Origin of the sequence: Mycolicibacterium chengduense (genome assembly GCF_033741155.1) — a bacterium.
GTDB lineage: Bacteria > Actinomycetota > Actinomycetes > Mycobacteriales > Mycobacteriaceae > Mycobacterium.
Map to the genome: position 1 here is coordinate 245206 of NZ_JAWQNH010000007.1, position 23242 is coordinate 268447.

Genomic DNA, 23242 nt, shown 5'->3' on the forward strand with positions numbered 1-23242 from the left:
TGGTATACCGGTAGGGGGTATGGGTAAATGGTCCGATCCGGATGTGAGGAGAGACATGGTGAAGGCAGCGGCAGCGATCGCCGTTCTGGCGGTGGGCTTCCTGGTGGTGGGCTGCAGTAAGGGATCCGGCACGACCGAGGATGCCGGCCACTCTGCGCATCGGAGCAGCTCGCCGACTGCGGGGTCGGCGACCGCCGACGCCGCGGCCCACAACGATGCGGACGTGATGTTCGCCCAGATGATGATTCCGCACCACACTCAGGCCGTGGAGATGAGCGACATCCTGCTGGCCAAACAGGGCGTCGACCCCCGCGTCGTGCAGCTGGCCACCGAGATCAAGGCTGCGCAGGCGCCCGAGATCGCACAGATGCAAGGCTGGCTGACGTCCTGGGGTAGCCCGACGATGGCGCCGATGGACCACGGGATGCAGGGCATGGTGTCCGCCCAGGACATCGACAAGCTGCGGAGCGCCCCCGGCCCGGAGGCTGCCAAGCTCTACGTCACCCAGATGATCGCCCATCACGAGGGCGCGATCACCATGGCACAGGACGAGATCGCCAAGGGGCAGTACGGGCCGGCCATCGAGTTGTCGCACGCAATCGTCGATACCCAGCAGAAAGAGATCGACACCATGAAGTCGATGCTGGGGACGCTGTGACTGCCGATCACTGCGTGGGAACGGGGATGCCCTCCGACGGCTGGACGATGACGAAGCCCTGACCGGCGAAGGCCACCTGCAAGGCTTCGCCGGAGCCGCGCCCGATCAGCGCGCCGGCCTTGAAACTGGTCTTCAGCGAGGTCTGCAGGTTGGCTGACCACGCCACCACGGCATTGGTGTCGGCGAAGGTCGGTGCCTCGGCGGCGTCGAGAACGACCGGTGGTCCGTCGGTGGTCAGGGCGACCCACCCGCTGCCGCGCAGCGTGGTGTTGAACAGCCCGCCGGTGGCGATGCTGCCGCCTTTGACCCGCTCGATGTTCCAGTCCAGGCTCGACGAGAAGGCCAGCACGTTCTTACCGCTGATGGACAGCCCGGTGTTGGTCAGCTGCAGCAGGTGCACGTCGAAGGACTGCTCGGCGAGGAAGACATCGCCTTGGCCGGACACCCGCATCAGCGGCAGCCCCTCGCCCGTCAGCGCCTTCTTCAGGAACTTGCCTGCGCCGCCGCCCTCGAAAGCGAAGTCGACGTTGCCCTGATAGGCGACCATCGAACCCTGCCGGGCTAGAAACGGCTCGCCGACGCGTACCCGCAGCAGCTTCCTGTTCTGATTGGCGACGGCCGCGGATTCCTTCTCGCTGAACCGGCCGTCGACCAGATCGCCGGTGATGCCGGTGAAGCCGTCACCGGTTTGCGGCTGTGGCTGCACGACCGCAGCCTGCGGTGCCTGCTGCGGCGGTTGAGGTTGCGCCGGCGGACCGCCGAGGGGTGCGGCGTGCACCTGTCCCTGATGGGATACCTGGTCGGTCCACCTCTGCCCGTCCCACCATCGGTATTCGAACCGGCCTTCGGGATCCCTCAGCCACTGACCGCTCACCGTGTCTCCTCGGGTCTCAAGAGTTTGGTACGTGCTAGAGCCACCTTAGGCGGGCATGTTTTTTCGAATGATTGTGACGAGCCCGACGTGCAGCACTGTTCGCTGTCGGTGAAGGGCGCCCCTTTGCAGCTGTAACGGTGTAATCATGTAATCATGAAGACACATCATCATGCGCGGCGCTCCACCCATGACGTCGCCGAAGCCGCCGACTGGTTCGCCGGCCGGCTCCCCGACGGCTGGTTCGCCGGTGATCCCGAGGTCACCGTCGACCGCGAAGAAATCACCGTGATCGGCCGGCTGCCCGACGCCGACACCGAGGAGAGCGCCTCCCGCGCATCCGGTCGGGCCGCCAAGTTCCGCGAGGAAACCCGCGGGGAACGGATGCGGATCGCCGACGAGGCGCAGGACCGCTTCGGCCGCAAGGTGTCCTGGGGCATCCAGGCCGGCGAGGAGCGAATCCTGTTCACCCACTTGGCTGTACCGGTGATGACTCGGCTGCGGCAGCCCGAACGGCAGGTGCTCGACACGCTGGTCGATGCCGGTGTAGCCCGCTCGCGCTCCGACGCGCTGGCCTGGTCGGTGCGGTTGGTCGGTGAGCACGCCGACGAGTGGCTGGCCAAGCTGCGCGCGGCGATGACGGCGGTGGACGATCTGCGCGCCGAGGGACCTCAGATCTGAAGCCGGCTCGCTCAGAGTCGGGCCATCGCCCAGTACTCGCCGCCGCGCGCCAGCAGCTCGGTGTGGGTGCCCTGCTCGACGATCCTGCCGTGCTCCAGCACCACGATCAGATCGGCGTCACGGATGGTGGACAGCCGGTGAGCGATGATGAAACTGGTTCGATCCCTGCGTAATTCGGCCATGGCCTGCTGGATCAGCAGTTCGGTGCGGGTGTCCACGGAGCTCGTCGCCTCGTCCAGGATCAGCAGCTGCGGTCTGGCCAGCACCGCCCGGGCAATGGTGACCAACTGGCGCTCGCCGGCGCTGAGCCGGCCGCCGTCCTCGCCGATCTTGGTCTGGTAACCGTCGGGCAGGGTGGCCACGAACCGGTCGACGTAGGCGGCGCGCGCGGCGTCGTACACCTCGTCGGGTGTCGCCTCGGGCCGGCCATAGGCGATGTTGTCGTAGATGCTGCCGCCGAACAGCCAGGTGTCCTGCAGCACCATGCCGATACGCGACCGCAGCGCGGCCCGCGGCATCGTCGTGATATCCGTGCCGTCCAGCAGAATTCGGCCCGAATCGACCTCGTAGAACCGCATGAGCAGGTTCACCAGCGTGGTCTTGCCCGCCCCGGTCGGCCCGACGATCGCGACCGTCATTCCCGGTTCGGCCACCAGTGACACGTCCTGCAGCACCGGGGTGTCGGGCCGGTAGCCGAAGCTGACCCGGTCGAACTCCACCCGGCCGACGGTGGGCATCGTGACCGTGCGAGGTGGGTCGGGAGACTCCTCCGGCGCGTCCAGCACGTCGAAGATCCGCTCGGCACTGGCGATCCCGGACTGCAGCGTGTTGAACATCGCCGCCACCTGGGTCAGCGGCTGGTTGAACTGGCGGACGTACTGGATGAAAGCCTGGATGCTGCCCAGGGTGATCTGGCCGGTCGCCACCTGCACACCGCCCACCACGGCGACGGCCACGTAACTGAGGTTGCCGACGAACGTGGTGGCCGGCCCGACCAGACCGGACAGGAACTGCGCCCCGGTGCTGGACCGGTACACGTCGGCGTTGAATTCGGCGAACTGCGCCGACGCGTGTTCGCGGTGCCCATAGGTCTTGACGATGGTGAAACCGCTGTAGGTCTCCTCGATATGGGCGTTGAGGCGCCCGGTATTGGTCCACTGTGCGACGAACAGTTTCTGTGAGCGGCGGGTGATGGCGCGGGTCACCAACAGCGACAGCGGCACCGTCAACACCGTCAGCAGCGCCAGCAACGGCGAGATGGTGAGCATGGCCACCAGCACCGCGAGCACCGTCAGCACGGCGGTGAGCAGCTGACTGATCGACATCGCCAACGACGACTGCACGTTGTCGACGTCATTGGTCACCCGGCTGAGCAACTCCCCACGCTGCCGCCCGTCCACATAGGACAGCGGCAGCCGGTGCACCTTGTCCTGGATCTCCGCGCGCAGCGCGGCGATGGTGCGTTGCACCACCACGTTGAGGATGCGCGCCTGAATCCAGATCGCCAGCGCACCAACCAGATACAGGCCCAGGGCAAGCAGCAGGGTGCGGCCCACCGCGCCGAAATCCACCCCATGGCCGGGGATCACGTTCATACCGGACAGCAGGTCGGCGAACGCGGTGTCGCCGCGGGCGCGGGCCGCCTCGATCGCCTGCTCCTTGCTGATCCCGGCCGGCAGGCCGCGGCCCACCACCCCGTTGAACAGCAGGTCGGTGGCGTGGCCGAGGATGCGTGGGCCGATCACCCCGATCGCGATGCCCACCACGCCCAACCCGATCACCGCCAGGGTGAGACCGCGTTGCGGGGTCAGCCTTCTCAGCAATCGGATCGCCGAGCCGCGAAAATCCCGGGATCGGGCAGCCGGCGGTTGCGGCATCCCGCGCATCGGTCTGCTCACGCTGTCACCGTCTGCGAGTCGACGAACTCCGCGTAGGTCGGGCAGTCCCGCAGCAACGACTCGTGGGTGCCCGTGCCCACCACCCGGCCGGCGTCCACGACGATCACCTGATCGGCGGCGGTCACCGTCGAGATGCGTTGCGACACGATGATCACCGTCGCGGTGTCCGACACCGCCCGCAGCGCGGCCCTCACCCGGGCGTCGGTGCGGACGTCCAACGCGGAGAACGCGTCGTCGAACAGGTACACCGCGGGCCTGCGGATGACGGCCCTGGCGATCGCCAGCCGCTGCCGCTGCCCGCCGGAGAAGTTGATACCGCCCTGGGCGACGCGCATCTGCAGGCCGTCGGCGTCGGCGCGGACGAACTCCTCGGCGTCGGCCACCCGCAGCGCCGCCCACATATCGTCCTCGGTGGCCGCGGCGTACCCGTAGCGCAGGTTCTCGGCGACCGTGCCGGTGAACAGGTAGCCGCGCTGGGGTACCAATCCGGTTGCGGACCAGATAGTTTCGGTGCCGTACGTGCGGATGTCGCGGCCGTCGACCAACACAGTGCCCGCCGTGACGTCGTACTGCCGACAGATCAGCGACACCAGCGTCGACTTGCCCGAACCGGTGCTGCCCACGATCGCGGTCACCGTACCGGGCCGTGCGGTCAGCGAAACATCCTGCACCACGGGCCGATCCGCCCCCGGATAGCTGAACGTCGCGCCGCGCAGCTCGATCTCGCCGCGTAGCGTCGTGACGGGCACCGGATCGGGCGGATCGGTGATCTGCGGGACGGTGCCCAGCACGTCGGTGATCCGCTCGGCGCACGCCGACGCCCGCGGCAACAGCACCAGCAGCAGCGTCGCCAGCAGCACGGCCATCAGGATCTGCATGAAATAGGCCAGGAAGGCGATCAGCGAACCGACCTGCATCTGCCCGGCGTCGATGCGCATGCCCCCGAACCAGATCAGCGCCACACTGGAGACGTTGATGACCAGCGTCGTCACCGGCAGCATGATCGCCTGCCAGCGCCCGGCGGTCAGAGCGGTGTCGGTCAGGGCACGGTTCGCCTCCTCGAACCGATCGCGTTCCAGTCCTTCCCTGGCGAAGGCGCGCACCACTCGGATACCGGACAGCTGCTCGCGCAGCACCCGGTTGATCCCGTCGATGAGCCGCTGCATGGACCGGAAGATCGGCAGCAGTCTGCGGATCACCAGATAGTTGGCCAGGGCCAGCACCGGCACGCTGATCAGCAGCAGCCAGGACAGCCCGGCGTCCTGGTGCACCGCCATCGCGATACCGCCGACACCCATGATCGGCGCGGTGATGAGCATCGTCGAGGTCATCTGCACCAACAGCTGGATCTGCTGGACGTCGTTGGTGGTGCGGGTCAGCAGCGTCGGCGCCCCGAAGCGGGCCGTCTCGGTTGCCGAGAAACCGAGCACATGATGAAAGATCGCCGAGCGCAGATCCCGGCCGAAACCGACGCTGGCGCGGGACCCGAAGAACACCGCGCCCACGGCGCACAGCACCTGCAGGGCGGTCACCCCGAGCATCACGGCCCCCAACTGCACGATCGTGCCCGTGTCGCCCTTGGCCACGCCGTCGTCGATGATGTCGGCGTTGATGGTGGGCAGGTACAGCGACGCCAGCGTGCTGATCACCTGCAGCACGGCCACCACGGCGAGCAGCCCGCGGTAGGGCCGCACGTACCGTCGCAGCAACGCCCAGAGCATCTGGCTACTGTCGCACACCACCCTGTGCCCGCCCGTTATTGGCGCCGGACACGAAAGGGCAGGTCAATGCGCATGACAGCGGTTCCCGGTCGGCTGCCGCTACAGTGCATGTCGTGACCCCCAGACGAGGCCACCGCCGATTCAGCGGTTCTGCGAAGACGTTGGTTCTGGCGACCGCTGCCGCCGCTGCGCTCGCCGCCTGCTCCGACTCGGACGCTCCGAGCTCACCGCAGGTGCCCTCGAGCACGGCATCGGCGCCCGCGGCGGCCAAGCACGGCCCGATCTTTCCCGAGTGCGGCGGGATCAGCGACCAGACCGTCGCGCAGCTGACCAAGGTGACCGGCCTGGTGAACACGGCCCGCAATTCGGTGGGCTGCCAGTGGCTGGCCGGTGGCGGCATCGTCGGCCCGCACTTCTCGTTCACCAGTTTCCGCGGCAGCCCGATCGGGCGTGAGCGCAAGACCGAGGAACTGTCTCGCGCCAGCGTCGACGACATCACCATCGAAGGAAAGAACGGCTTCATCGCGGTCGGGGAGGACCCGGTGCTCGGCAAGAGCCTGTGTGAGATCGGCATCCAGTTCGACGACGACTTCATCGAGTGGTCCGTCAGCTTCGCCGAGAAGCCCTACCCCGACCCGTGTGACGTCGCCAAGGAACTGACCCGTCAATCGATTGTGAACGCCAAATGAGCCGCCGGGTGCTTCACCTGCTGGCCGCCGCCACTGCGTCCGTCGCGCTGCTGGCCGGCTGCTCGTCGACCGTGGACGGCACCGCCGTCAAGGCCGGATCCGGCGATGTGCCGCGCAACGACGACTCGCAGAAGACCTACCCGAACCTGCTCAAGGAATGCGAGGTCCTCACCGAGGACATCCTGGCCAAGACGGTCGGGGCCGACCCGCTGGACATCCAGAGCACCTTCGTCGGCGCAGTCTGCCGCTGGCAGGCGGCCAACCCGGCCGGCCTGATCGACATCACCCGGTTCTGGTTCGAGCAGGGCAGCCTGGACAACGAGAAGCAGGTTGCGGACAAGCTGAAGTACCAGGTGGAGAACCGTGCGGTGGCCGGGGTGCCGTCCATCGTGATGAAGAACCCGGCGGCCAACGGGGCGTGCGGGGTGGCCAGCGACGCCAGTGGCGTCGTCGGCTGGTGGGTGAACCCGCAGACGCCGGGCATCGACGCCTGCGCGATGGCGCTCAAGCTGATGGAGCTGACGCTGGCCACCAGTTCCTGAGCCGCTAACGCGGCACGTGGAAGCTGACCAGCGTGGCGCCGTCCAGTTCCAGGGCGCTCCACGGTTTTTCGGTGCGCAGCAGGGCAAGCCCCGACGTCGGGTACTTCTGCCCGATGGCCTCCAGCGCATCGGTGGAACTGCCGTCGCCGGCCAGGCCCAGCGCCAGCGAGGACATCACGGGCTCGTGCCCGATCACCAGAAGAGTTTGCACCTCGGCGGGAACCTGGTTGATCTCGGCCAGGACGATCCCCGGCGTGGCGTCGTAGAGCCGGTCGAGGTATTGCACCGGCGCCTCGATGTCGGTGCGGGCCAGGGTCTGCCGCGTCCGCGTGGCGCTGGAGCACAGCACCGCGTCGACGGCCGGCGCGTGTTTGCGCAGCCAGTCGCCGGCCAGCGCGCCCTCGCGGATACCCCGCGGCGCCAGCGGGCGGTCGTGGTCGGGCACCCCTGACGGATAGTCCGACTTGGCATGCCGCAGCAGGATCAGGGTAGGCATGCGGTCACATTACGTTTCTGCACCGGCGAGCCGCCGCGCATCCCCGGACTTGTCGGCGGTCGAATCTAGACTCCCCGTCATGCGCTTCATCCACACCGCCGACTGGCAGCTCGGTATGACCCGGCACTTCCTCAATGCCGGCGGCGCAGACGCTCAGCACCGCTACTCCGCGGCGCGCCGGGAGGCCGTGGCCGGACTCGGTGCGCTGGCCGCCGAGACGGGCGCGGAGTTCGTCGTGGTCGCCGGTGACGTCTTCGAGCACAACCAGCTCGCCCCCGCCGAGGTCAGCAAATCCCTGGAGGCCATGCGGGCCATCGGGGTTCCGGTCTACCTGTTGCCCGGTAACCACGACCCGCTGGACGCCGGATCGGTCTACACCAGCGAACTTTTCCTGGCAGAACGGCCGGACAATGTCACGGTGCTCGACGGTGACGGTGTGGTCGAGGTGCGGCCCGGTCTGGAAATCGTCGCGGCCCCATGGCGTTCCAAGGCGCCGACCACCGATCTGGCCGGTGCGGTGCTGCCGTCGTTGCCCGCCGACGGCACGCTGCGGGTACTCGTCGCGCACGGCGGGGTCGACGTCCTGGATCCCGACCCGGCCAAGCCGTCGCTGATCCGGTCGGCCGCGCTGCACGAGGCGCTGGACCGGGGTGCGGTGCACTATGTCGCCTTGGGGGACAAGCATTCCCGCACCCGGGTCGGAGACACCGGCCGGGTGTGGTACTCGGGCTCGCCGGAGGTCACCAATTACGACGACGTGGAAGCCGACCCGGGGCATGTGCTGGTGGTCGACCTCGACGAGCACCACGTCGACGTGCAGGCCCGGCGGGTCGGGCGGTGGCGCTTCGTCACGTTGCGGCACGAGTTGGACGACGACCGGGATATCGCCGGCCTGGACATCAACCTGGACCAGCTGCCCGACAAGGACCGCACCGTGGTGCGGATGGTGCTCACCGGTTCGCTCACCGTCACCGACAAGGCCAAGCTCGACGCCTGCCTGGACCGCTACGCCCGGTTGTTCGCCTCACTGCGACTGTGGGAGCGGCACACCGACATCGCGGTCATCCCCGCCGACGGCGAGTTCGACGACCTGCCCATCGGTGGGTTCGCCGCGGGCGCGGTGCAGGAGTTGATGGCCACCGCACGCACCGACGGCGCCGAGGCCGATGATGCCCGCTCGGCGCTGGCGCTGTTGCTGCGGCTGGCCGGCCCCGGTGCGCAGGGGAGCGCGGCATGAAGCTGCACCGGCTGACGCTCGTCAACTACCGCGGGGTGGCGTACCGCGAGATCGAATTCCCCGACCGCGGCGTCGTGGTGATCAGCGGCGCCAACGAGATCGGCAAGTCCTCGATGATCGAGGCGTTGGATCTGCTGCTGATGGCCAAGGACCGCTCGGCCAAGAAAGAAGTCAAGGCCGTCAAACCCACGCACGCCGACGTGGGTTCCGAAGTGATCGCCGAAATCTCCACCGGGCCATATCGTTTCGTCTACCGCAAACGGTTCCACAAGCGTGCCGAGACGGAGCTCACCGTGCTGGCCCCGCGCCGTGAGCAGCTCACCGGGGACGAGGCGCACGAGCGGGTGCTGGCCATGCTCGACGAGACCGTGGACACCGCGCTGTGGCAGGCGCAGCGGGTGCTGCAGGCGACGGCGACCGCGCCGGTGGATCTGTCCGGTTGCGATGCGCTGTCGCGGGCGCTGGATGTGGCGGCCGGTGCCGCCGACGACGCCGGGCCGGCCGGGGACGCCGATCCGTTGCTCGTCGACCGGATCGACGCCGAGTACCTCGCCTACTTCACCCAGACCGGCCGGCCGACCGGGGAGTGGGCGGCCGCCATTGCCCGCCTGCGCCAGGCCGACGAGGCGGTGTCCGCATGTGCCGCCGCGGTGGCCGAGGTCGACGACGCCGTCAGCCGGCACGCGGCGCTGACCGCCACCCTGGCCGAACGGACGACTCAGGTCGAGGACGCGGAGACGAGACTGGCGGCGGCGCGGGAGGCCGCGGCCGCCGTGCAGCGGCTCGTCGCGGCGCGCGACAAGGCGGCGCTGGTCGCCGACGCGGCCAAGGCGACGTCCGGGATGTCTGCTGCGGCGGTGGCCGAGCGCGACCGGTTGCGCGCCGAAATCGACGAAAGGTCCGTCGCCGCAGCGGAGTTGATTTCCGTCGCGGCCGAGTCGGCCCGCGCGCAGGTCGCGCTGCGCGATGAGCATGCGGTAGCCGAGCAGACCGCGGTCGCCGCCGAGGCCGAGGCCGAGAACAGTCGGGCCCGGGTGGACGCGGCGCGTGGCGTCGTGGCCGCACTCGCCGCGCGTGACGAGGCGGCGCGGCTGGCCACCCGGCTGGTGCGGTTGGATGCCGCCACGGCCGAACTGGAGAGGATCGGTTCCGAGCTGGCACCGATCGTCATCACCGATGCGCTACTACGTGAGGTCGAGGCCGCCGAACGAGCGGTCGAACGTGCGGCCGACCGCGCCGAACTCGCTTCGGCCCATGTCGAACTCGTCGCGCTGGCCGACCTCGAGGTGCGTGCCGGTCAGCAGAGCTTGGTGCTGGTCGCGGGCCAACAATGGTCCGCGGGTATCGCCGCACCGACCCAGATCGAGGTCGCCGGCGTGCTGTCGGCACGGGTTATCCCCGGTGCCGACGCCGTCGACACCGCCGCCGCGCTCGACGCGGCGCGCGGGGCGCTGGCCGAGGTGCTGCGGCGCTGTGACGCCCCCGATGCCGCGACCGCTCATGTATTGCACGCCCGGCGCGCGGAGCTCACCGCCGCGCGAGACCGGTTGCACGCCACCGTGGAGGCGCTGACCGGTGACGAGACGCCGGAGCAGTTGCGCGCCCGGCACCGGCAGCTGTGTGCCGGCGAACCGCACCACGAAGGGGATATCGACGCCGCCAGGGCCGAGCTCGACGCCGCGGTGGCGACGGCCGCCCAAGCCGGCCGCACGGCCCAGGATCTGCGCGGGCAGGCCACCGAGCTGGGCACCCGCCTGCACGATGCTACGGTCGCGGCCAGTGTGTTGCGCGAGAAGCTGGCCACCGCGCAGGCCGAACTGTCCGCGGCGACCGAACGCCTGGCCGGTGAGCGGGTGCTGGCCGGCGACGACATGCTGCGCCAGCGTGCCGAGGCGGACGCCGACCACGCCAGCGCGGCGGCAGCGGCGGTGGCCACCCTGGACGCCGAACTGGCTGCGGCCCAACCCGATACGGTGACCACGGCGCTGGCCGAAGCCACCGCTGCCGCGCAGGCCGCGCAGCGGGACCGGGCGGCTGCGGCGGCGGAACTGGCCGATATCGCCACCGCCCTGCGGCTGTACGGCACGCAGGGGCGCAAAGGCGCCCTCGACGCCGCCGAGTCCGAACGGGCCTACGCGCACTCGGAGTACCAGCGGATCGAACGCCGAGCCAGGGCCGCCGAATTGCTGCGCTCGGTCATGACGCGGCATCGGGAGTCGGCCCGACGGCGCTATATCGAACCGTTCCGCGGGGAGATCGAGCGACTGGGCCGCATGGTGTTCGGGGCCGACTTCGAGGTCGACATCGACAGCTCGCTGCGCATCTGCAGCCGCACCGTGGGTGGTCGGACCGTCGGCTACGAATCCCTGTCCGGTGGCGCCAAGGAGCAGATCGGGATCGTGGCCCGGCTGGCGTGCGCGTCGCTGGTGGCCAAGGAGGACTCCGTGCCGGTGGTCATCGACGACGCGCTGGGCTTCAGCGATCCCGACCGGCTGACCAAGATGGCGGCGGTGTTCGACTCGGTGGCCGGCGATGGTCAGGTGATCGTGTTGACCTGTGACCCGGACCGGTACGCCGGCATCGCCGACTCACACCTGATCGAACTGACCGTCTGAGCCGGCTGCTGATTACGCGACCGCGTGCGCCACGCGGTCGGTGATCGCACTCAGCCCCAGGTGGTCGCGCAGCGTGTTGCCCTCATACTCGGTGCGGAACAGGCCGCGGCGCTGGAGTTCCGGCACCACGTAGTCGACGAAATCGTTGAAGGTGCCCGGGCTTTGGGCGGCAGACACCATGAACCCGTCGGCCTCGCCGGAGCGGAACGCCGCCTCGATCTGATCGGCGACCTGGGCGGCGGTGCCCACGAACTGCGGCAGCAGCACCCCCTGGGCGTACCACTTGCCGATATCGCGCAACGTCAGGTTGTCCCGGTTGGCGACCCGGCGCGCGGTGTCGAACAGCCCCTGGGTGCCGGTCACCTGCACGTCCTCCACGGGAGCGTCCAGGTCGTACTGGGAGAAGTCGTGATCGGTGTGCACGCTCAAGGTGATCAGCCCGGAGATCGGGTCGGCCAACTCGTTGTGGAACGCCTGCTTCTCCCTGGCGATCGACTCGGTCTCGCCGATGAACGGGATGAAAGCCGGGAAGATCAACACACCGTCCGGGTTGCGGCCGAAATTGCTTGCCCGCGACTTGATGTCGTCGTAGTAGGCGCGCCGGCCCTCGGGCGTCGGATCGATCTCGAAGATGGCCTCGGCCCACCGGGCGGCGAAATCGCGGCCGGTGTTGGACGCCCCGGCCTGGATCAGCACCGGCCGGCCCTGCGGTGAGTGCGGCACGTTGAGTGGGCCTCGGGTGCGGAAGTACCGGCCCTCGTGCTCGACCCGCCGGACCCGACCCGGGTCGGCGAACACACCGGTGGCCTTATCGAGCACCAGGGCGTCGGGGTCCCAGCTGGACCACAGTTCCAGCGCGGTGCGCACGAACTCCTCGGCCCGTTCGTAGCGGAATTCGTGATCCAGGTGGTCGTCGTGGCCGAAATTCTGTGCCTCGCTCTGGGACAGCGAAGTGACGATGTTCCAGGCCACCCGCCCGCGGGTGATGTGGTCCAGGCTGGCGAAGATGCGGGCCAGCTCGTAGGGGTGAAAGTAGGTGGCGGACTTGGTGATCGCCACGCCCAGCTTGCTGGTGACGGCGCCGATGCTGGCCGCCACGATCGACGGGTCCAGGGTGGCGGTGGCCTGGGTTCCGCGGCGCAGCGGCTCGGTGATGTCCGCCCCGAAACGTACCGGCGCGGTCAGCAGGTCGGCGAAGAACACGAAGTCGAACTTGCCGCGCTCCAGGATCCGCCCGATGCGGTGGTAGTACTCCGGGGTGGTGAAGTCGGTATCGCTACCGGGGTGCCGCCAGGCGGCGTGGCTGTGGGTGACCTGCGAGGCGATCTGGAAGCCGCCGAGGTGCAACTGCCGGGTCATGGTGGGGTCCTTTCCCAGCGATTTGTGGAGCCGCAGCCGTACTCATTACGGCCACGGCTCCACAAATCGCTCTCAGAAGTAGGCGTTGGCCGGGACGGGGGTGCCGTGCAGCAGATGCTGGCCGATGGCGCGGGCCTTGAGACCGACGGGATTGTGCAGGGTGATGGTGCGGATGTTGCGCCAGTGCCGGTCGAGGTTGCGGGCCCGGCTGGACGCGCTGGCCCCGCCGAGCTCCAGCAGCCGGGTGGCCGCCTCGGGGGCGACGTCGTCCAGGTGCACCTTGACCTTGGCGGCCTTGAGCTGGGCTTCGGCGGCCAGATCGGCGTCGGGCACGCCGTCGACCTCGGATGCGTCGGCCGCGGCGATGGCGGCGGCCGCGTCCAGCACCGCGGTCCGCGCGATGTACGCCGTGCTGGCCAGCTCGCCGAGCTGCCGTTGCAACAGCGGATCGTCGGCGGGCTGCTCGGCTACCGCGTGGCTGAAACTGCGCGTGCGGGACCGCAGCAGTGCCACCCCGTCGTCCACGACGGACTGCAGGATGCCGGCCACGATGGCGTGGATGTACAGCTGCAGCGACGCGTACTGCACCGTCGGCGTGGGCTGGGCGTCGTAGGGGGTGTCGCTGAGCACCTCGTCGGCGGCGATCACCACACCGCTGAACGTGGTGGTGCCGGTACCGGTGCGGCGCTGGCCGAAGCCGTCCCAGTCGTCGATCAGCTTGACGCCGGGCCGGTCGGCGGGCAGCACCACGGTGGCCACCGAATCGTGGTCGGTGGTCGCGGTGACGGTCAGATAGTCGGAGAACAGCGAGCCGGTGCTGTAGTACTTCTCGCCGTCCAGGCGGTACCCGCCGTCGGCAGCGGGCAGCAGCCTGGTGTTGAACACCAGGCTGCCGACCGCCAGGCTGCCCTTCTCGCTGAACGCGTTGCCGAACGTCTTGCCCTCTGCGACCCGGTCCAGCCACCGCCGGTCCTGGGAACGCAACCGCTCTTCGACGAACCAGAAGTGCGCCCGGAAGATGTGGGCGACAATCGGATCCGCGCGGGCGACGTCGATGACGGCGGAGAAAAGTTGCGGCACAGTCAATTCTGCGCCGCCGAGTTCGGCGGGTAGGCGCAGGGTGCCGAACCCGGCCCGCTTCAAAGCCGCTACTTGGTCAAAAGGATTCTCGTCGTTGCGGTCTCGGTCCTTGGCTCCCGAGCCGATACGGGTGAGCAGCTCGGTCCATTCGGGTGATCCGGGCAGGATCCGGGAGGTGTTTTCCACGGTGGTCATGCCGACAAGTAGTACCGAGGTAACCGGCCGCGGCGCACTGCTTGCGATCACCGCGAACCTAAGAAGGACGACAGGGCAGAATGGGTCACGATGACCATGACCGCCAAACGCCGCCGAGCCCACGACAAGCTCGCCGCGCTGCCCGGCGTGCGCCCCGTCCGCCGGCCGATCCTGCCCGGTCAGCCCGGCGAATTTGACTTGTACTACGTGCGCACCGGCCTGAAGTCGGCACATCCGCTGCTGGTCATCCCGGGTGGACCGGGCATGGCGTCGGTGGCGCCGTACCGGTGGCTGCGCAGGCATGCTGCGGCCGCCGGCCTGGACGTGATCATGGTCGAGCACCGCGGGGTTGGCCTGTCCCGGCACGACGACACCGGGGCGGACCTGCCGCCGGAGGCGATCACCGTCGAGCAGGTAATCGACGATATCGCCGCCGTCCTCGACGATGCCGGCGTCGGATCGGCACTGGTCTACGGCACCTCGTATGGCACCTACCTGGCGGCCGGCCTGGGTGCCCGCCATCCGCACCGGGTGGCGCAGATGGTGCTCGATTCCCCGGTGCTGTCGGCGCACGACATCGAGTACATGCGGGCGGCCATTCGTGCCCTGCTGCTCGACGGGATCGACCCGGAGACGGCGGACCTGGTACCCAAGGTCCGCAAACTGCTGGACGAGCGGGTGCTGCGCGATGCCGACGGGCAGGTGGCCGGTGTGCTGTACGGCTACGGCGGCGCCGGGCTGTTGGGCCGCCAGATCGACCTGCTGTTGAGCGGGCGGACCTGGGTCTGGTCGGCGCTCAAGCTGGCGCGGCGGATGACGCACCACAACGCAGCGTTTCACAGCGAGGACGACCTGGTGAACCGGATCGCGTTCCGGGAGCTGGACTTCGCCGGGGTGCCCGACGGTCTCCCGCTGGACCCCTCGGCCAGCCTGTCCAAGGCCAACACCGACGGCCTGCACTTCGAGGGTGAACCCTTCGACCTCACCGCCGAGATGCCGCGGTTCACCTGGCCGACAGTGGTCCTGTCCGGGGGGCATGATCTGATCACCCCGCCCGCGGTGGCCCGTCGGGTGGCCGGACTGATCCCGGGCGCGGTGCTCGTTGAGCTACCCAGCGCCGGGCACAGCGTGCTGGACACCCGCGAGCGTGCGGCCCTGGCGGTGATCGCCGACATCAGGGCCGGTGCTGCCTCCGCGCTGCCCGCCCGGGCCGCCGAGCTCGACGCCATGCCGGCGAATGCGCTTGTGCGCCTGGTTATCTCGACGCTGGCCGCGGCGACCGTCGCCGAATCGGCGATACCCGGGTGGGTCAGGGTTTCATGAAGCCGATCGCCGAATAGTTCAGATCGCCCAGGCCGGCCGCGCCGAAGTTGGCCAGCGTGCTGCGCACCGCGACATTGCCGGCGGTCTGGAACAGCGGCAGGCTGAATCCCTCGGCCCAGATCAGCTTGTCCGCCTCGTTGGCCAGTTCTCGCGCCTTGGTGGCGTCCAGTTCGTTGAGAACTTGGTTGGCCTTGGCGTCGATCTCGGGGGTACTGATCTTGCCGAAATTGCTCTCCGCACCGGTGGTGTAGATCTGGGTCAGGCAGCACAGCGCGAAGGCGTCGCCCTGCCAGGCGAACTGGGCGATATCGAAATTGCCCACGGTGATGTAGTCGGTGAAGAACCGGTCGCCCGGCTTGGCCTCCAGCGCTAGATTGACCCCGATCTGGGCCAGGCTGTTCTGCGCCAGCTGGGCGATCTGTCGGGTGCTCTTGGAGTCGTAGAAGACATCGCGGATCGTCAACTGGCGGCCGTCCTTCTCCCGGAACTGGCCGTTGAGCTTCCAGCCCAGCGCGTCCAGTTCGGCCTTGGCCTTCTCTGGGTCGAACGCCACCACCGCGCTGTTGTCCTGGTAACCCTCTTGGCCGGCCACGAAAATGTGATTGTTCAGCGGAGTCGGATTGTCCACCAGCCCGCGCTGGGTGACATTGGCGATGGCTTGGCGGTCGATGCCCTTGGCGATCGCCACCCGCAGTGCCGGGTCGGCCAGGATGGATCCCGGCGCGCCGTTGAAGGTGAAGTGATACCAATACGGTGCCGATGCTCGCCGGATCGAGATCCCGGGGGTGTTGCGCACGATCTGCATTTCGTCGAGCGACGCGACAGCGGTGGCGTCGATGGTGTTGTTCTGCAAGGCGGGGATCAAGGCTGCGTCATCGAGCACCAGATAGGTGATGCTGTCCAGCCGGGGCGGGGTGCCCCACCATTTCGGGTTGCGCACCAGCGTGATGCGCTGGGCGGTGCGGTCGATGTTGGAGATCATGAACGGCCCGGCCGACGGTCCGGGACCGTTGAGCTGCCCCTTGTTGAAGACGTCCGGGTTATCGGTCATCTTCTTGGGCTGCAGCGTGGTGTTGCCCGCGAACATGCCCTTCCAGTCGGTGAAGTGTTGAGCGAAGGTGACCACGGCCTGCCGGTCGTCGACACCTCGGGTCACCGAGGCCACCCGGTCCTGGCCGGCCGAACTCGCGATCCGGTACCGCTTGTCCTTACCATTGGTGGCCTGGATCTGCGAGGCGATGTCCTCCCACGTGATCGGGGTGCCGTCGGTCCACACCGCCTTGGGATTGATGGTGTAGGTGACCACTTGCGGGTTCTCACTGGTGAGTTCGACGTTGGTGAAATAGTCGTGGTTCACCGACGGCTCGCCGTTGGGTGCGATGGTGAAGGCGCGCGGCAGTGTCGCACGGAGCATGGCGGCGCCCGTACCTTCGCTGTCGATGTTGAGCGGGTTGAAGTTTGCCGGCATCGCGGGCAACGCCAGGCGCAGATTACCGCCCTGTTGCAGCGTGTTCGGGTCCTGCGGATTGATGTCGTTGGTGGTCCCCACCGTGGCGTCACCACCGATCGGCGGGATGGTCTGCTCGCCGCTGGAACAGCCGGACAGCACCAGAGCCGTGGTGAACAGGACGGAAGCCAGCCCGTAAGTCAGGCTACGGATCTTCATGGCGATCGACTTTATCCTCCGGTTGCGGCACCGCGGCCAGTAACCGCCGGGTGTACTCGTGTTGCGGCGCGGTGAGCACCGTGCCGGCGGGACCCTGTTCGACGACGACGCCACGGTGCATCACCACCACGTCGTGGGCCAGATGCTTGACCACCGATAGGTCGTGCGAGACGAACAGGTACGACAGGCCGAAGCGCTGCTGCAGGTCCAGCAGCAGGTTGATGATGCCCGCCTGGATCGAGACGTCCAGCGCCGACACCGGCTCGTCCAGTGCCAGGATCTTCGGTTGCAGCGCCAAGGCCCTGGCGATGCCGATGCGCTGCTTCTGCCCGCCGGAGAACTCCGCCGGATAGCGACTGGCATCCTCCGGCCGTAACCCGACGGTGGTGAGCAGTTCCGCGGTGCGGGTGGCGATGGTGGAGTTATCGAAACCGTTGGCTGACAACGGTTCTGCGAGCACATCGGACACCGGCAAGCGGGGGTCCAGGGAGGCCACCGGATCCTGGAACACCACCTGCAGGTCGGTGCGCAGCTGCCGGCGGGCGCCGCGATCGAGCGCGGCGACGTCACTGCCCAGCACCTCGATCGAACCTGACTGTGGCGCCTTGAGTTCCAGGATTTGATGCAGTGTCGTCGTTTTGCCGGAACCCGATTCGCCGACGATGCCCAGCGTGCGCCCCTCTCGCAGGGTGAAGCTGACGCCGTCGACGGCGCGCACCTCGCCGACCTGGCGGCGCAGCAGCACCCCCTTGGTCAGGGGGTAGGTCTTCACCAGCTCACTGACCCGCAGCACGACAGGCGAGTCGGTGTCGTCGTCGGCGGCAATCGGATCGGTTCGCACACCGTAGATCTCGGCCGCGGTGTGCCCGATCACACCGTCGGTGTGAATGCAGGCCGCGCCGTGTGCGGGTCCGACCGGCAGCAGCGGCGGTTCGGCCGCCAGGCAGTCCTCGGCGGCCAGCGGGCAGCGCGGCGCGAACGGGCAACCCGGTGGCAGCGCTGCCATCGACGGTGGGGCGCCGGGAATCGGCACCAGCCGCTGCCCCCGCGGGGCGTTCAGCCGAGGCGCCGAGCCGAGCAGGCCGGCGGTGTAGGGCATCGCCCGGTGGTGATAAAGCTCGGTCACCGAGGCGTTTTCGACGACAGCACCGGCGTACATGACCAGCGCGCGGTCGGCGAACTCGGCGACCACGCCCAAGTCGTGGGTGATGATCAGCACGCCGGCACCGGTGACATCACGGGCGGTGCGCAGCAGGTCCAGGATCTGGGCCTGCACCGTGACGTCCAGCGCGGTGGTGGGCTCATCGCAGATGATCAGATCCGGGTCGTTGGCGATCGCGATGGCGATCACCACCCGCTGCCGTTCGCCTCCGGACAATTCGTGCGGGAACGCCCGCGCCCGCTGGCTCGGGTTGTTGATACCGACCAGTTCGAGCAACTCGACCGCCCGGCTCGTGGCGCGTCGGCGGTCGAGGCCCGGCTGGTGGATCCGCAGCGCCTCGGCGATCTGGTCGCCGACGGTATAGACGGGCGTCAGTGCCGACATCGGATCCTGGAACACCGTTCCGATGGAACGGCCACGGATGCGCGACATCTCGTCGTCACCGAGGCCGAGCAGTTCGGTGCCGTGCAGCCGCACCGAACCGCCGACCTCCGCGTATTCGGGCAGCAGGCCCACGACAGCCATGGCGCTGGCGGACTTGCCGGCACCGGATTCGCCCACCAGCGCCACCACCTCGCGCGGCGCGATGTCGAACGAGATGCCGCGCACGGCAGGCACCCGCTCGGTATCGGTGGGGAACGCGACCGTCAGGTTGCGGACTTCGAGCAGACTCATGTGGCTCGCCCCCGCAGCCGGCGCGAGCCGGGATCGACGGCGTCGCGCAACGCGTCCCCGACCAGGTTGGCGCACATCACGATGAGGATCAGCACGCCGGCGGGGAACAGGAACACCCACGGGAAGGTGGTGGCCGACGGGGTGCCGTCGGCGATCAGGGTGCCCAGCGAGACGTCCGGGGCCTTCACCCCGAAACCGAGGAAGCTCAACCCGGTTTCGGCCAAGATCGCGACACCCACGTTCAGGGTGGTGTCGATGATGAGGATGGACGCCACGTTGGGCAGCACGTGCCTGGCGATGATCCGGGCATCGCTGACCCCCATATAGCGTGCGGCGGTGACGAATTCACGCTCACGCAAGCTCATGGTGAGCCCGCGCACCATGCGCGAACTGATCATCCAGGAGAACGACGCGAGCAGCACGATGAGCACCAGCAGCGCCCCCGAACCCTGCGTACCTCTGGTCGCGATGGCGATCAGCAGGAAGCTGGGCACCACCAACAGCAGATCCACGATCCACATCAGGGTGCGGTCACGCCAGCCGCCGAAATAGCCGGCTACCGCGCCGACGACGGCGGCGATGAACGTGGAGATCAGCGCCACGCACAAACCGATCAGCACGGACTTCTGCATACCGCGCAGTGTGAGCGCGAGCAGATCCTGGCCGAGGGCGTTGGTGCCGAACCAGTGTTTGGGGCTGGGTGGGGTCTGCAAGGAGTAGTAGTCCAGGTCGGTGTAGCTGTAGGGCAGCAGCGGGGGGAGTACGTAGCAGCCCACGAACAGGACGGCCAGGATGGCCAATGCCACCACGGCGGGCCGGTTACGCAGGAAGCGCCGCCGGACCAGGGTGCGCCGCGAGGCGAACGCCTGGACGTCGACGCCGGACTTCGCGGTCGTCGAACTCGGATCGCTCATCGGTTTCCTCGGCTCTTCGCGCAAGCGCTCATCGCGCCACCCGAACGCGTGGGTCCAGCGCCGCCAATATCAGGTCCGACAGCACCCCGGCCAGCAGCACCGTCGCGCCCGAGAACACCGTCATCGCCACGATGATGTTGGTGTCCTGGGTCGCCAGGCCCTGCACGAACCACTCACCCATCCCGTGCCAGCCGAAGATCTTCTCGACGAACACCGCGCCGGTGACCAGGCCGCCCACCCCGTATGCGAACAGCGTCGCCATCGGGATCAGCGCGGTGCGCAGCCCGTGCTTGACCAACGCCTGCCGCCGGGTCAGGCCTTTGGCGCGGGCGGTGCGGATGAAGTCCTGGCCGAGCACGTCGAGCATCGCGTTGCGCTGGTACCGGCTGTACCCGGCGATCGAGCCGAGCGCCAGCGTCAGCGTGGGCAACACCAGGTGCTGGATTCGGTCGACGAAGATGTTCCACGTTCCGCCGATCGCATCGGGTGACGTCTCGCCGGTGTACTCGAAGATGCGCACTCCTAATACCGAGTTCACTTGCAGCGCAACCAGGATCAGCAGACTGGCAATCACGAAGGTCGGGGTGCTCAAAATCAGCAGCGACAGCGCGGTGATCACCCGATCCGAGAGCCGGTACTGGCGGATGGCACCCCACGCGCCGACCACGACGCCGAGGATCGCCCCGGTGACCGAACCGATGACCACCAGGCGCAGGCTGACGCCGACCCTGCGCCACAATTCGTCGCTCACCGGCTGGCCGGCCACCGTCGTACCGAAGTCGCCACGGACCGTGTCGGACAGCCAGGTGGCGTAGCGCTGCGGGATCGGCTTGTCCAGATTCAACTCCGCGGCCTTGGCGTCGATCACCGACTGCGGGGGCCGGGGATTGCGTTGCTCCAGGCTCTCCAACGGCCGGAAGGTCAGCGACGCCAGCGTGAAAGCCAGAAAGGACGCCAGCAACAGCAGCACGATGTAGTTGAGGAAGCGTCGGGCCAAGAACCGCGTCATCGAACCACCTGCATGACGCACAGGGTAGGAGATGACCGTCCCGCAAGCCCGTTACCGGCGAATTGACACCCGGGCGTCAGGTTCCTCACAGGGTGATGCAGTTCACTTTCACAGCATGAGTTCACCGTCCACAAAGACAGTTCACATCTGGACCGCGGCCATCGGCGCCGGCGCATTCCTGGCGATCGGCCTGTTCAGCGCCCTGCTCACCCCGGGAAACACCGTGTCGCCCATGGCCGACAACAAGACCATGCAGATCGGCGTCACCACCACACTGGAACCGACACCCCCGACGGCCCCCGAGGTGGCCCGCGCCGTCCCCGCCATCCGCGGCCCCGCCAAGTAATTCCTGCTCAGTAGCGGCACAGCACACGCATATCGAGGTAGTTCATAGCGACTGTCGAGCCGGTTTCCAGTGCGCCGGCGTTCGCTGGAGATATGAAACTCATCCTCATGTTGATCGGTTGTCTCGCCACAACCGCGTTGCTCATCGGGAGTGTCATCGTTGCCACCACCGCACCGTGGGTCCTGGCATCCGGGCCGTCGGACGGGGTGGCTGCCACCACCTCCGTCGTGCCGACCGTCGAGGCCACCACCATGGCCGTTCCGGCGATCCGCGGCAAGGTTCCGTTGTATCCCGGGGAGGCGCCCAACGCGGATCCGCAGGGCTGAGCGTCCGTAGCACGGCTCCCAGGTTTCGCGGTGCTGGTTCACGGCTACCCATGGGGTGCGGGCTTCGTGCCCGCACCAATGTCAGCGTGCACGAGCGGGGGTTCAGCCGTGAAGGTAGCGAAACTGAAGATGGTGTCGGCAGGGGCCGGAGCCGGGGCGGTCGTCGCGATGGGGGTGCTCGCCGTCGGCGGCGGGGAGGTGAGTCGTGCCGACCCGCTACCACCGGGACCGGTCACCACGACACCGGCCACCATCGGCGAAACCGTCACGGAGACAACGGCGGTGCAATCTCCGGAACCGACGGTGTACGAGCCGTCGGTCACCTTCACCACACCTTCCGGCTTCGCCGTGCCGCACTAGTGGGCGTGCTACGGCTGACCGTGCTAGGGCGCTCCGATCGTCGTGACGGTCTGGCTGGCGCCGGTGCGAGTGGCGCGGATGCTCACCTTCGCGTTCACCGCGAACGGCACGGCGCTGTGCGCCGCGGTTGGCGGGATCACGTAGGTGGCGGTGAAGCCGTCGTCGCTGCGGGCGGTGATGGACGTGGGCGATACCGCGGTGACCGTGCCGCGTTGGACGATGTCGGTCTGGAAGCCGCCACGCCCGTCGGGAACCACGAACTCGCCGTGCAGGGTGGCTGGGTCGACGTCGGAGCCGTGGTCCGCTCCGCCGTGCATCTGACCCGCGAACGGCGGCGGGCCGAAATCGCCGGGCCCGAAGCCCGGTCCGAAGCCACCGCCGTGGCCGCCACTCTCGGTAGCGGCGTACACCGCGCCGCCGCCGAGCACACCGATCAGCGCGGCGACCCCGACCGCCGCGGTGGTTACCCGCTTGCCCCATGGCCGTTGTTGCGTCATGGCGCCACTGTGGCCGCATAGGCTATGTGCACGCTGTGAAACATGCCGCTGCGCGCAGACGCTGGGGTACTCATAGCTTGCGCATAGGATTGCCACAGTGCCTCCCTATTCGTGCCTTGAACAATGAACGATGTGACGATCGTGACGAATGGGCTGGCCAACGGGATGAGTAACGAATCCGACCCGGCGCGCGTGGTGATGCGCCGTGCCGACGGCAAGCCGATCAACGTCCTGGTCGTCGACGACGAGCCGGTGCTCGCCGAACTGGTCTCGATGGCCCTGCGCTACGAAGGCTGGGATATCGAGACCGCGGGCGACGGTGCCACCGCCATCGAGCTCGCCAAGGAGAACCCGCCCGACGTGGTGGTGCTCGACGTCATGCTGCCCGACATGAGCGGCCTCGATGTCTTGCGCAAACTGCGCGACCAGCAGCCCGGACTGCCGTTGCTGCTGCTGACGGCCAAGGATTCGGTCGAGGACCGGATCGCCGGCCTGACCGCCGGCGGCGACGACTACGTCACCAAACCGTTCAGCCTGGAAGAGGTTGTGTTGCGGCTGCGGGCGTTGCTGCGCCGTACCGGTGTGGCCAACGAGGCCGGCGGTGCGCAGATCGTGGTGGGCGACCTGGTGCTAGACGAGGACAGCCACGAGGTCACCCGGGGCGGCGACCCCATCACCCTGACCGCGACCGAGTTCGAACTGCTGCGCTTCATGATGCGCAACGCCAAGCGGGTGCTGAGCAAGGCGCAGATCCTGGACCGGGTGTGGAGCTACGACTTCGGCGGCCGCTCCAATATCGTCGAACTCTATGTGTCCTACCTGCGCAAGAAGATCGACAGCGGCCGGGAGCCGATGATCCACACCTTGCGCGGCGCCGGGTACGTGCTGCGGCCGCCGCGCTGAGGTGAGAAGTCGCGTCCTG

The 23242-nt window shown here is 68.2% G+C and carries 22 protein-coding genes; 11 read left to right on the forward strand and 11 right to left on the reverse strand.

Annotated features, from left to right (window positions below):
* The first annotated feature begins 55 nt into the window (after positions 1–55).
* On the forward strand, positions 56–658 hold the full coding sequence (locus tag SBI67_RS25535; RefSeq protein WP_318983262.1) for a DUF305 domain-containing protein: 603 nt from the start codon (positions 56–58) through the stop codon (positions 656–658).
* Positions 659–665: 7 nt separating this feature from the next.
* On the opposite strand, the gene SBI67_RS25540 is transcribed toward SBI67_RS25535, so the two are convergent.
* Positions 666–1532, reverse strand: a complete 867-nt coding sequence (locus SBI67_RS25540) for an AIM24 family protein (RefSeq protein WP_318983263.1) — start codon at positions 1530–1532, stop codon at positions 666–668.
* A gap of 153 nt (positions 1533–1685) precedes the next feature.
* On the opposite strand from SBI67_RS25540, the gene SBI67_RS25545 reads away from it, so the two are divergent.
* Positions 1686–2210 (forward strand): ATP-binding transcription factor AbmR, encoded by a 525-nt coding sequence (locus SBI67_RS25545; RefSeq protein ID WP_318983264.1) that lies wholly within the window; start codon positions 1686–1688, stop codon positions 2208–2210.
* A gap of 11 nt (positions 2211–2221) precedes the next feature.
* Here the strand turns inward: SBI67_RS25545 and SBI67_RS25550 are convergent, their stop codons facing one another.
* Positions 2222–4096, reverse strand: a complete 1875-nt coding sequence (locus tag SBI67_RS25550) for an ABC transporter ATP-binding protein (RefSeq protein WP_318983340.1) — start codon at positions 4094–4096, stop codon at positions 2222–2224.
* 8 nt (positions 4097–4104) lie between these two features.
* Positions 4105–5829 carry an ABC transporter ATP-binding protein gene (locus tag SBI67_RS25555; RefSeq protein ID WP_318983265.1) on the reverse strand — a complete coding sequence of 575 codons (1725 nt, stop codon included), beginning with the start codon at positions 5827–5829 and terminating at the stop codon, positions 4105–4107.
* Between the two features lie 104 nt (positions 5830–5933).
* Between SBI67_RS25555 and SBI67_RS25560 the strand changes: the two genes are divergently transcribed.
* Both SBI67_RS25560 and SBI67_RS25565 read left to right on the forward strand, forming a co-directional pair.
* Positions 5934–6518, forward strand: coding sequence for a DUF3558 domain-containing protein (locus SBI67_RS25560; RefSeq protein WP_318983266.1), 585 nt, complete (start codon positions 5934–5936; stop codon positions 6516–6518).
* A complete protein-coding gene (locus SBI67_RS25565; RefSeq protein WP_318983267.1) occupies positions 6515–7060 on the forward strand; it encodes a DUF3558 domain-containing protein in 546 nt (181 codons plus the stop codon). The genes SBI67_RS25560 and SBI67_RS25565 overlap by 4 nt, the downstream gene beginning before the upstream one ends.
* 4 nt (positions 7061–7064) lie before the next feature.
* Here SBI67_RS25565 and SBI67_RS25570 read toward each other — a convergent pair whose 3' ends face one another.
* Positions 7065–7556 (reverse strand): SixA phosphatase family protein, encoded by a 492-nt coding sequence (locus SBI67_RS25570; RefSeq protein WP_318983268.1) that lies wholly within the window; start codon positions 7554–7556, stop codon positions 7065–7067.
* A gap of 79 nt (positions 7557–7635) precedes the next feature.
* On the opposite strand from SBI67_RS25570, the gene SBI67_RS25575 reads away from it, so the two are divergent.
* Together SBI67_RS25575 and SBI67_RS25580 are read left to right on the forward strand one after the other, a co-directional pair.
* Positions 7636–8793 (forward strand): metallophosphoesterase family protein, encoded by a 1158-nt coding sequence (locus SBI67_RS25575; RefSeq protein WP_318983269.1) that lies wholly within the window; start codon positions 7636–7638, stop codon positions 8791–8793.
* A complete protein-coding gene (locus SBI67_RS25580) occupies positions 8790–11408 on the forward strand; it encodes an AAA family ATPase (RefSeq protein ID WP_318983270.1) in 2619 nt (872 codons plus the stop codon). Before SBI67_RS25575 ends, SBI67_RS25580 begins: the two co-directional genes overlap by 4 nt.
* Positions 11409–11420: 12 nt before the next feature.
* Here SBI67_RS25580 and SBI67_RS25585 read toward each other — a convergent pair whose 3' ends face one another.
* Positions 11421–12767, reverse strand: a complete 1347-nt coding sequence (locus SBI67_RS25585; RefSeq protein ID WP_318983271.1) for an LLM class flavin-dependent oxidoreductase — start codon at positions 12765–12767, stop codon at positions 11421–11423.
* A gap of 72 nt (positions 12768–12839) precedes the next feature.
* Positions 12840–14042, reverse strand: a complete 1203-nt coding sequence (locus SBI67_RS25590) for an acyl-CoA dehydrogenase family protein (RefSeq protein WP_318983272.1) — start codon at positions 14040–14042, stop codon at positions 12840–12842.
* Positions 14043–14132: 90 nt separating this feature from the next.
* Between SBI67_RS25590 and SBI67_RS25595 the strand changes: the two genes are divergently transcribed.
* Positions 14133–15365, forward strand: coding sequence for an alpha/beta fold hydrolase (locus tag SBI67_RS25595; protein ID WP_318983273.1), 1233 nt, complete (start codon positions 14133–14135; stop codon positions 15363–15365).
* Here SBI67_RS25595 and SBI67_RS25600 read toward each other — a convergent pair.
* From SBI67_RS25600 to SBI67_RS25615, 4 genes are read right to left on the reverse strand one after another with little or no spacing between them, the layout of a single operon-like run.
* The gene (locus SBI67_RS25600; protein WP_318983274.1) at positions 15352–17031 is read right to left on the reverse strand and encodes an oligopeptide ABC transporter substrate-binding protein OppA; all 1680 of its coding nucleotides are present in this window, start codon (positions 17029–17031) and stop codon (positions 15352–15354) included. The two genes, SBI67_RS25595 and SBI67_RS25600, sit on opposite strands and share 14 nt — an antisense overlap.
* The gene (locus tag SBI67_RS25605; protein WP_318983275.1) at positions 17018–18868 is read right to left on the reverse strand and encodes an oligopeptide ABC transporter ATP-binding protein OppD; all 1851 of its coding nucleotides are present in this window, start codon (positions 18866–18868) and stop codon (positions 17018–17020) included. Before SBI67_RS25605 ends, SBI67_RS25600 begins: the two co-directional genes overlap by 14 nt.
* Positions 18865–19782 carry an oligopeptide ABC transporter permease OppC gene (locus tag SBI67_RS25610; RefSeq protein ID WP_318983276.1) on the reverse strand — a complete coding sequence of 306 codons (918 nt, stop codon included), beginning with the start codon at positions 19780–19782 and terminating at the stop codon, positions 18865–18867. Before SBI67_RS25610 ends, SBI67_RS25605 begins: the two co-directional genes overlap by 4 nt.
* Before the next feature lie 28 nt (positions 19783–19810).
* The gene (locus SBI67_RS25615; RefSeq protein WP_318983277.1) at positions 19811–20791 is read right to left on the reverse strand and encodes an oligopeptide ABC transporter permease OppB; all 981 of its coding nucleotides are present in this window, start codon (positions 20789–20791) and stop codon (positions 19811–19813) included.
* Between the two features lie 115 nt (positions 20792–20906).
* Between SBI67_RS25615 and SBI67_RS25620 the strand changes: the two genes are divergently transcribed.
* The 3 genes from SBI67_RS25620 to SBI67_RS25630 all read left to right on the forward strand — a co-directional run bounded on the left by SBI67_RS25620 (position 20907) and on the right by SBI67_RS25630 (position 21823).
* Positions 20907–21137, forward strand: coding sequence for a hypothetical protein (locus SBI67_RS25620; RefSeq protein WP_318983278.1), 231 nt, complete (start codon positions 20907–20909; stop codon positions 21135–21137).
* A 92-nt stretch (positions 21138–21229) separates the two neighbouring features.
* Positions 21230–21463 (forward strand): hypothetical protein, encoded by a 234-nt coding sequence (locus tag SBI67_RS25625; RefSeq protein WP_318983279.1) that lies wholly within the window; start codon positions 21230–21232, stop codon positions 21461–21463.
* Positions 21464–21571: 108 nt separating this feature from the next.
* Positions 21572–21823, forward strand: coding sequence for a hypothetical protein (locus SBI67_RS25630; protein ID WP_318983280.1), 252 nt, complete (start codon positions 21572–21574; stop codon positions 21821–21823).
* 23 nt (positions 21824–21846) lie between these two features.
* Here SBI67_RS25630 and SBI67_RS25635 read toward each other — a convergent pair whose 3' ends face one another.
* A complete protein-coding gene (locus SBI67_RS25635) occupies positions 21847–22320 on the reverse strand; it encodes a hypothetical protein (protein ID WP_318983281.1) in 474 nt (157 codons plus the stop codon).
* 198 nt (positions 22321–22518) lie between these two features.
* On the opposite strand from SBI67_RS25635, the gene SBI67_RS25640 reads away from it, so the two are divergent.
* Positions 22519–23223: a response regulator transcription factor gene (locus SBI67_RS25640; protein WP_318983341.1), complete on the forward strand. Its 705-nt coding sequence runs from the start codon at positions 22519–22521 to the stop codon at positions 23221–23223.
* Positions 23224–23242: the final 19 nt, after the last annotated feature.

Excerpts from the sequence above, each read along its gene's own strand:
- SBI67_RS25535 (WP_318983262.1), top strand. The coding sequence starts at position 56 with ATGGTGAAGGCAGCGGCAGCGATCGCCGTTCTGGCGGTGGGCTTCCTG.
- SBI67_RS25545 (WP_318983264.1), top strand. The coding sequence starts at position 1,686 with ATGAAGACACATCATCATGCGCGGCGCTCCACCCATGACGTCGCCGAA.
- SBI67_RS25550 (WP_318983340.1), bottom strand. The coding sequence starts at position 4,096 with ATGCGCGGGATGCCGCAACCGCCGGCTGCCCGATCCCGGGATTTTCGC.
- SBI67_RS25555 (WP_318983265.1), bottom strand. The coding sequence starts at position 5,829 with ATGCTCTGGGCGTTGCTGCGACGGTACGTGCGGCCCTACCGCGGGCTG.
- SBI67_RS25565 (WP_318983267.1), top strand. The coding sequence starts at position 6,515 with ATGAGCCGCCGGGTGCTTCACCTGCTGGCCGCCGCCACTGCGTCCGTC.
- SBI67_RS25570 (WP_318983268.1), bottom strand. The coding sequence starts at position 7,556 with ATGCCTACCCTGATCCTGCTGCGGCATGCCAAGTCGGACTATCCGTCA.
- SBI67_RS25575 (WP_318983269.1), top strand. The coding sequence starts at position 7,636 with ATGCGCTTCATCCACACCGCCGACTGGCAGCTCGGTATGACCCGGCAC.
- SBI67_RS25580 (WP_318983270.1), top strand. The coding sequence starts at position 8,790 with ATGAAGCTGCACCGGCTGACGCTCGTCAACTACCGCGGGGTGGCGTAC.
- SBI67_RS25585 (WP_318983271.1), bottom strand. The coding sequence starts at position 12,767 with ATGACCCGGCAGTTGCACCTCGGCGGCTTCCAGATCGCCTCGCAGGTC.
- SBI67_RS25590 (WP_318983272.1), bottom strand. The coding sequence starts at position 14,042 with ATGACCACCGTGGAAAACACCTCCCGGATCCTGCCCGGATCACCCGAA.
- SBI67_RS25595 (WP_318983273.1), top strand. The coding sequence starts at position 14,133 with ATGACCATGACCGCCAAACGCCGCCGAGCCCACGACAAGCTCGCCGCG.
- SBI67_RS25600 (WP_318983274.1), bottom strand. The coding sequence starts at position 17,031 with ATGAAGATCCGTAGCCTGACTTACGGGCTGGCTTCCGTCCTGTTCACC.
- SBI67_RS25605 (WP_318983275.1), bottom strand. The coding sequence starts at position 18,868 with ATGAGTCTGCTCGAAGTCCGCAACCTGACGGTCGCGTTCCCCACCGAT.
- SBI67_RS25610 (WP_318983276.1), bottom strand. The coding sequence starts at position 19,782 with ATGAGCGATCCGAGTTCGACGACCGCGAAGTCCGGCGTCGACGTCCAG.
- SBI67_RS25615 (WP_318983277.1), bottom strand. The coding sequence starts at position 20,791 with ATGACGCGGTTCTTGGCCCGACGCTTCCTCAACTACATCGTGCTGCTG.
- SBI67_RS25620 (WP_318983278.1), top strand. The coding sequence starts at position 20,907 with ATGAGTTCACCGTCCACAAAGACAGTTCACATCTGGACCGCGGCCATC.
- SBI67_RS25625 (WP_318983279.1), top strand. The coding sequence starts at position 21,230 with ATGAAACTCATCCTCATGTTGATCGGTTGTCTCGCCACAACCGCGTTG.
- SBI67_RS25635 (WP_318983281.1), bottom strand. The coding sequence starts at position 22,320 with ATGACGCAACAACGGCCATGGGGCAAGCGGGTAACCACCGCGGCGGTC.
- SBI67_RS25640 (WP_318983341.1), top strand. The coding sequence starts at position 22,519 with ATGCGCCGTGCCGACGGCAAGCCGATCAACGTCCTGGTCGTCGACGAC.